Source organism: Acuticoccus yangtzensis (genome assembly GCF_001927245.1).
In the GTDB taxonomy this organism is placed as follows: Bacteria; Pseudomonadota; Alphaproteobacteria; order Rhizobiales; family Amorphaceae; genus Acuticoccus; species Acuticoccus yangtzensis.
In genome coordinates, this window is sequence record NZ_MJUX01000002.1 from 638,671 (window position 1) to 646,117 (window position 7,447).

Below are 7,447 nucleotides of genomic sequence, written 5' to 3' on the forward strand. Positions count from 1 at the left end.
CTTGCCGCTGCTGGATGGATTGCGACGCCGGCTCGGCGGGCCGACGACGGCGCGATCACGCCTTGAAGGCGCCATGGCGCGGCGACGGCTCCGCGGGTGGCAGCCGCCGCTGGAGAACATCAACTCGCTGGTTGCCTCCGGCGGCCCGCGGTTGCTGGCCCGGGCCCGCGAGCTGGTTGTCACGAACGGCTATGCGGCGAACGCGTGCGAAGCGTTCGCGTCGAACCTCGTCGGTGATGGCATCAAGCCGTCGTCGCTGATCAGCGATCCGGCATTTCGCGATCATGTCCAGCGGCTCTGGCTGGCTTGGACCGACGAGGCGGATGCCGACGGACTGACCGACTTCTACGGGCTGCAGGCGATGGTCGCTCGCGAGATGTTCGTTGCGGGCGAGTGCTTCGTGCGAATGCGACCGCGGCGGCTGGAGGACGGGCTCACCGTCCCATTGCAGCTGCAGCTCCTCCAGTCGGAGATGCTGCCGTTCGAGATGACCGAGGCGCTGGAGGGCGGCCGGCGGATCCGCTGCGGGATCGAGTTCGACGCCATCGGGCGGCGCATCGCCTACCACTTCCGGCGCAGCCATCCCGGCGACAGCACCGATCACCGGGTCGCTGCGTACGAGACTGTCCGCGTGCCGGCATCCGAGGTCCTGCACATCTACCGGCCCATCGACGCTGGCCAACTGCGCGGCCTGCCGCACGTCGCACCGGCGATGGTGCGGCTGTTCCTGCTCGACCAGTACGACGACGCCGAACTCGACCGGAAGAAGACCGCAGCGATGTTCGCGGGCTTCATCACGAAGACCGCGCCGGAGGAAGCGCTGCTCAGTGGTGTAGAGGCCGCGGAGGACGGAACGGGCACGGTCAGCCTGGAGCCCGGGACGCTGCAGGTGCTCCTGCCCGGCGAAGACGTGAAGTTCTCCTCACCGGCAGACGTCGGCGGCGGGTTCGAGGCGTTCCAGTACCGCACGTTGCTGGCGGTCTCGGCGTCGCTTGGTCTGCCGTACCACCTCGTCACCGGCGACGTCCGGCAGGCGAACTACTCAAGCCTCCGCGCTGAGCTCGTCGAGTTCCGCAGGCGGGTCGAGCAGCTACAGCACGGCGTCATTGCCTCCCAGCTGTGCCGCCCCGTCTGGCAGAGATGGATCGATGCCGCCGTACTTGCTGGCGCTCTCGAAGCCTCATCACCTTCGGGCGCGCTGCGCCCGGTGCAGTGGATCCCGCCCCGCTGGGACTGGGTCGATCCACTGAAGGACATTCAGGCGCAGGTGCTCGCCATCGAGTCCGGCCTGCTCTCGCGCCGCAAGGCGGTCGAGGCGACCGGCTACGACATCGAAGAGATCGATCGGGAGAACGCGGCCGACGCCACGCGTGCCGCGGACCTCGGTCTCGCCTACCGCACGAGCCCCGGCGAGACGCAGGGGACGCGCGCTACGCCGCAGCAGACCCCCGACCCCAACGAGGAGTGACCGCATGCGGTCTTGGTACACGATCCGCGCCCTCGCCGAGAGCGCGGAGGTGACGATCTATGACGAGATCGGCGCCTACGGCATCTCGGCGAAGTCGTTCCTGGACGAGTTCGCCGCGCTGCCGGATGGCCAGCGGATCACGCTACGTATCAACAGCCCCGGAGGCTCGGTCTTTGACGCCGTGGCGATTCACAACGCGCTCAAGCGGCATCCCGCTGGCGTGACGGTGTGGATCGACGGCATTGCCGCGTCCGCGGCGTCGTACATCGCGATGGCCGGCGACGAGGTTGTCATGCCGGCGAACGCGTTCCTGATGATCCACGATCCGAGCGGCATGGTGCTCGGTACCGCCGACGACATGCGGGCGATGGCGGAGGCTCTGGACAAGATCAAGACGAACCTCGTGGCAGGCTACGCGGCCAAGTCCGGTGGCTCCGATGCCGACATCGCCGAGCTGATGCGGAAGGAGACCTGGCTCGACGCCGAGGAGGCGGTCGCGCTCGGCTTCGTCGACCGCGTGACCGACCCGGTCCGGATCGCCGCGCGGTTTGACATCGGTCGCTTCCGCAATGCGCCGCCGGAGTTGGTCGAGGAGGTCGAGCAAGTGGAGGCCACCGAAGCCTCCGACGATGATGGCGCGGCGGCGTCAGACGAGGACGACGGCGATACCGCCAGCGCGAAGGCCGAGACCGAGCCGGAGCCGGCAACGACGCCGACCGAACCCGATCCGCCGCCTTCTCACCCGTCAGCTTCGGCGATCCGCTCCGAAGCGATGGCGCAAGCCCGCGCCGTCGTTGACCTCTGCACGCTTGCCGGCCTGCCGCAGATGGCGAGCCGCTTCCTCGCCGACGGCACGCCCATCGACGAGGTTCGCGCCGCGCTGCTCGCCGCCCGCTCCGAGGCCGGAGCGGACATCGATGCTCACCACACCCAGCCCGGCCGGACAGTCGGCGCGCGACCTTGGGGCGAGGTGATCGCCTCCACCTTCAAGCCCAGAGGATGAACCGATGACCGTACTGACCGAAGGCCGCCACCCGGGCGGCTTTCTCGTCTGGGAGACCTTTCGCGACTACTGCCACGAGGTGATCACGGTCGCCTCTGGCACACTCGAGCCCGGCACCGTGCTCGGCAAGATCACCGCCTCGGGCAAATACGCCGCCCACGATCCAGACGCCTCCGACGGCACCGAGACCGCCGTCGCCGTCCTGTGGGGGCACGCCGACGCCAGCGGCGGCGACACGATCGCCGTGGCGCTCGTCCGCGGACCCGCCATCGTCAACCAGCACGACCTTGTCTTTGCCGGCACCCCGTCGGCCGGCGAGATCACCGCCGCGCACACCGCCCTCGCCGCGGCCGGCATCATCGTGCGCTGAAGGAGAGCCTGATGGCCGCTATGGACATCTTCGAAGGCGACGCCTTCTCCATCGTCGAGCTCACCCGCGCGCTCGACAACATTCCGTTCAAGCCGGCGACGCTGTCCGGATCGGGTCTCTTCGCCGACCGCGGCGTCCGCTCCCGCACGGTCGTGGTCGAGAGCCGCGACGGGACGCTCTCGCTGATCCCGTTCTCGGAGCGCGGCTCCGCCTACGAGCAGCAGGTTCCCGAGCGCCGCGACGTGCGCGCGTTTGTCTGCCGGCAGTTCAAGAAGCAGGACGTCATCTGGGCGTCCGAGATCCAAGGCATCCGCGCCTTCGGCACCGATAGCGAGACCCAGCAGGTTCAGGGCGAGGTCGCACGCCGCCTCCGTCGCCTCCGGTCCGACGCGGAAGCGACGTTCGAGTACCACCTCCTGAACGGCATCCAGGGTCTCGTGAAGGACCCGAAGGACGGCTCGACGGTCGTCAACTACTTCACCGAGTTCGCGATCACGCCGTCCGCAGAGGTCGACTTCGACCTCGACAATGCGACGCCCGCGTCCGGCGCGCTCCGCAAGAAGTGCCAGACCCTGATCGAGAGCGTCGAGGAGGGTCTCGGCGGGCTCGCCACCGGCTCGGTGATGCTCCGCGCCGAATGCGGCTCGTCCTTCTTCGCCGACCTCGTGGCACACAAGGAGGTTCGCGAGACTTACCTCAACACCGCGGCAGCAGCCGATTTGCGAAGCCGCGTCGCCGACGAGGTCAGCTTCGGCGGCATCACCTTCCGGCGCTACCGCGGCAACGCCGCGTTCGGCGTCCCGGCCGACAAGGCGTACTTCTATCCAGAGGGCGTCGAGGGGCTGTTCGAGATCTACTACGCGCCGGCCGACACGTTTGAGACCGTCAACACCCTCGGCCTTCCGCTCTACGCGCGTGCGATCCCGGACCGCGACCGCGATGAGTGGGTCCGGCTGGAAATCGAGAGCAACCCGCTCCCGATCTGCACCCGGCCCCAGGCGCTCCGGACCGGCAAGCGGACCTGATGAGCGCACTCGCCGCCGCGCTCGACGCGCTGTTCGCCGACTCGAACGTCGGACGGCACGCGGTCTACACGCCGGCGGGCGGCGAGCCAGTCACCGTGCGGATCGTGCCCCGCCGCGCCGACACGATCAGCGAGTTCGGCGATGCTCGGGTGTGGTCGGAGACCATCCGGCTGGATGTTTGCGTCAGGGAGGTCGCGGACCCGCGGCCCGGAGACGGCTTTGAGATCGATGGTGAGGCGTTCGTCATTCAGGGCGAGCCAGTTCGCGATCGCGAGAGGCTTGTCTGGACGATTGAGCTGAGGCCGGCATGAAACTCGACCTGAAGGTGGTCCCTGATCTGGCGACGCTGGTGGCGGAGGAGATCGAAGCGGCGGAGCGCGCGGTCACCACTGGCGTCGGCGAGGTCGGCGTTCGGTTGAAGGGCAACTGGCGGGCGCAGGTGGTCGGCGCGGGCCTTGGCCCGAGCCTTGGCAATACGATCCGCAGCGAGCGGTATCCGAAGCAGGGGAGCAGCATCGGCGCCGCGGCGCTCGTCTGGTCGAAGGCGCCGGTGATCGTCGGCGCCCACGACCGGGGCGAGACGATCAGACCGAAGTCTGGGCTGTGGCTCGCCATACCGTTGCCAGTCGCGCGGGAACGCATCCGGCGCGGTCCGCTGACGCCGGCGATCTGGGAGCGTAAGACAGGCACCAGCCTGCGCATGGTGTGGCGTCGCTATGGCCCGAGCCTGCTCGTTGCGGACAATGTCCGGGTAACGAAGTCGGGACGGGTCCGGTCGAATGTCACCCATCGGAAGGACGGCACAACGTACAGCCGCCTGGCTGGCCGCTCGTCAGCGCCGATCTTCCTACTGGTCCCGCAGGTTCGCCTGCGAAAGCGGCTGGATCTGGATCGCGACGCGCGAGCGGCGGAGGCGGCGCTGCCGGGTGCGATCGTATCGAACTGGGTCGAGGTCCGTATTTGACCCCAGTTCTGGGCCCGCGGCATGATCAAGCAGCACCTTGAGCAGCGTGGTCGACGGGAGAGTTAAGCGCTAGCTTTGCATTCCAGCCGCAGACAACCCAAGCGAGGAATGGTGGACGCAGTCACCCTGAGCGACGACATCTTTGCCTTCGACAACAGCTACGCTCGGTTGCCCGAGCGCCTCTTCGCAAGGGTCTCGCCTTCGCCAGCCCCGGCTCCGCAACTCCTTGCGCTCAATCGGCGGCTCGCTGAGGAGCTGAAGCTCGATCTTGATCGCCTGACGAGCCGAGAGGGCGTCGAGATCCTCACCGGCGGCCGCATCGCCGAGGGCTCCGAGCCGATCGCCATGGCCTATGCGGGGCATCAGTTCGGCAACTGGGTGCCGCAGCTGGGCGACGGACGGGCGCTCCTCCTCGGCGAGGTGATCGACCGGAACGGACGGCGGCGCGACATCCAACTTAAGGGTTCCGGACGCACCCCGTTCTCGCGTTCCGGCGACGGCAAGGCCGCGGTCGGCCCGGTCCTGCGGGAATTCATCATCAGCGAGGCGATGGCGGCGTTGGGGATCCCGACCACACGCTCCCTTGCGGCGGTTGCCACCGGCGAGCGGGTTTATCGCGAAGAGGTGCTTCGAGGCGCGGTCCTCACCCGTGTCGCGGCGAGTCACGTTCGCGTTGGGACCTTTCAGTACGTGTACGCCCGCCAGGACGGCGAGGGGCTTCGAGCCCTCGCCGACTTCGTGATCGCGCGCCACTACCCTGAGCTGACGGAGGCCGAGGTGCCTGCGCTCGCCCTCTTCGAGGCGGTCAAGGCACGACAGGCCGATCTTGTCGCGCGCTGGATGGGGGTGGGTTTCATTCACGGCGTCATGAACACCGACAACATGACGATCTCCGGCGAAACCATCGATTACGGCCCCTGCGCCTTCATGGACACCTACCGCGAGGGCCAGGTCTTCAGCTCGATCGATGTCGGCGGGCGCTATGCCTACGGCAACCAGCCGGGCATCGCGCACTGGAACCTGGTTCAGCTCGCGCAGGCCCTGCTGCCGCTGATGCCGGGCCCGCAGGAAAAGGCGGTGGAGACGATGCAGGCCGCGGTCGATGCCTTCCCCGAGCAGCTCCAGGCCGCATGGCTCGGCGTGATACGCCGCAAGCTGGGGCTCTCCCCGGCGACCGGCGTGAAGGCCGCGGAAGAGGACGCGGTTCTGGCGAATGATCTCCTGTCGAGGATGGAGGCGAACGGAGCAGACTTCACCCTGACCTTCCGCGGCCTCGCCGCACTCACCGACCCGGAAGCGCCGGAAAGAGAGGCGGTGCCTGGCTTCTTCGCGGACCCCGATGCGTTCAATGCTTGGGCTGCGAAGTGGAGGGCTCGTCTTGCTGAAGACCCGATGGTTCCCGCCGAGCGTCGGGCAGTCATGAACGGGGCGAACCCGCTGTTCATTCCGCGCAATCACAGAGTGGAAGAGGCACTGGCGGCGGCAGAGGACGGCGATCTCGGTCCGTTCAAAACCTTGTGCGCCGTACTGGAACGCCCGTTCGAGGACCAGCCCGAGCATGCCGAACTCAGCCAGCCTCCACTCTCGGAGGATGCCGCCTACCGCACCTTCTGCGGGACCTGAGGAGCGACGCGGACGATCCTGACGTCCCGCCGATCGTTGTATGCCGACCCAACGCGAAACCATCCTAGCCGCGCTGCACGCGCGGCTCTCGACGCTGCCGGCCACGGTACTCCGCGGGGAAATCCTCCCCGAGCGTGTGCCCGCCGACGGCCTACTGATCCTCCGCGATGGCGATCCGGGCGACCCCGAGGTGACGCTGTCGCCACGGACCTACCACTACGAGCACCGAGCTGAGGTCGAGGCGATCGTCGCGCCGCGCCAACCGGCCGAACGCGACGAGGCGCTCGACACCCTCCTCGCCGCCATCGGCACCGTTATTGCCGCGGACCGCACGCTCGGCAGCCTCTGCGACTGGATCGAGGCGAGTGCCCCTCAGCCGGTCGACCTTCCTGTTGAGGGCGCGGTGACGATGAAGGCCGCGACCGTCCCGATCTCGCTGACCTACTCCACGGCCGACCCGCTCGGCTGATCCCTTCCGCACAAGGACGAATCTCTATGGCACGCGCGATTGGAGCGCGGGCGCAGATGGCGCTCGCGTTCGAGAGCGTTTACGGCACCGCGCCCGTGAGCGGCTTCCACCGGATGCCGTTCGCGAGTTCGACGATCGGCTCGGAGCAGCCGCTGCTCAACTCGGAGCTGCTGGGCTACGGCCGCGATCCGCTCCCGCCGGTGAAGGACGCTGTCACTGCCGATGGCGACGTGGTCGTGCCGATCGATGCGGAGGCGTGGGGCGTCTGGCTGAAGGGCGCGTTCGGCAGCCCGACCACGACCGGCAGCGGACCCTACACCCACGAGTTCCGCTCCGGCTCATGGACGCTTCCGTCGATGGCGATCGAGACCGCGATGCCGGACGTGCCGCACTTCGCAATGGCGACCGGCTGCGTCGTCGATCGCGTCAGCTGGCAGATGCAGCGGTCCGGACTCCTCACGGCGACCGTCGGCCTGATCGCGCAGGGCGAGACGGTCGCATCGAGCACCGGCGCGGGTACGCCGT

The 7,447-nt window shown here is 68.3% G+C and carries 9 protein-coding genes; all 9 read left to right on the forward strand.

Annotated features, from left to right (window positions below):
• Position 1 precedes the first annotated feature (1 nt).
• On the forward strand, positions 2-1,468 hold the full coding sequence (locus tag BIX52_RS09180; RefSeq protein ID WP_211098164.1) for a phage portal protein: 1,467 nt from the start codon (positions 2-4) through the stop codon (positions 1,466-1,468).
• A 4-nt stretch (positions 1,469-1,472) separates the two neighbouring features.
• Positions 1,473-2,471, forward strand: coding sequence for a head maturation protease, ClpP-related (locus BIX52_RS09185; RefSeq protein WP_075220712.1), 999 nt, complete (start codon positions 1,473-1,475; stop codon positions 2,469-2,471).
• 4 nt (positions 2,472-2,475) lie between these two features.
• Positions 2,476-2,841: a head decoration protein gene (locus BIX52_RS09190; protein WP_075220713.1), complete on the forward strand. Its 366-nt coding sequence runs from the start codon at positions 2,476-2,478 to the stop codon at positions 2,839-2,841.
• 11 nt (positions 2,842-2,852) lie between these two features.
• A complete protein-coding gene (locus tag BIX52_RS09195) occupies positions 2,853-3,866 on the forward strand; it encodes a major capsid protein (protein WP_075220714.1) in 1,014 nt (337 codons plus the stop codon).
• Positions 3,866-4,177: a head-tail joining protein gene (locus tag BIX52_RS09200; RefSeq protein WP_075220715.1), complete on the forward strand. Its 312-nt coding sequence runs from the start codon at positions 3,866-3,868 to the stop codon at positions 4,175-4,177. The genes BIX52_RS09195 and BIX52_RS09200 overlap by 1 nt, the downstream gene beginning before the upstream one ends.
• A complete protein-coding gene (locus tag BIX52_RS09205; protein WP_075220716.1) occupies positions 4,174-4,830 on the forward strand; it encodes a DUF6441 family protein in 657 nt (218 codons plus the stop codon). The genes BIX52_RS09200 and BIX52_RS09205 overlap by 4 nt, the downstream gene beginning before the upstream one ends.
• A gap of 108 nt (positions 4,831-4,938) precedes the next feature.
• The gene (locus BIX52_RS09210; RefSeq protein ID WP_075220717.1) at positions 4,939-6,453 is read left to right on the forward strand and encodes a protein adenylyltransferase SelO; all 1,515 of its coding nucleotides are present in this window, start codon (positions 4,939-4,941) and stop codon (positions 6,451-6,453) included.
• Positions 6,454-6,493: 40 nt separating this feature from the next.
• A complete protein-coding gene (locus BIX52_RS09215; protein ID WP_075220718.1) occupies positions 6,494-6,922 on the forward strand; it encodes an acyl-CoA transferase in 429 nt (142 codons plus the stop codon).
• Between the two features lie 26 nt (positions 6,923-6,948).
• Positions 6,949-7,447: phage tail tube protein (locus BIX52_RS09220; protein ID WP_245803156.1), on the forward strand; the 499-nt coding region annotated here is incomplete at its 3' end.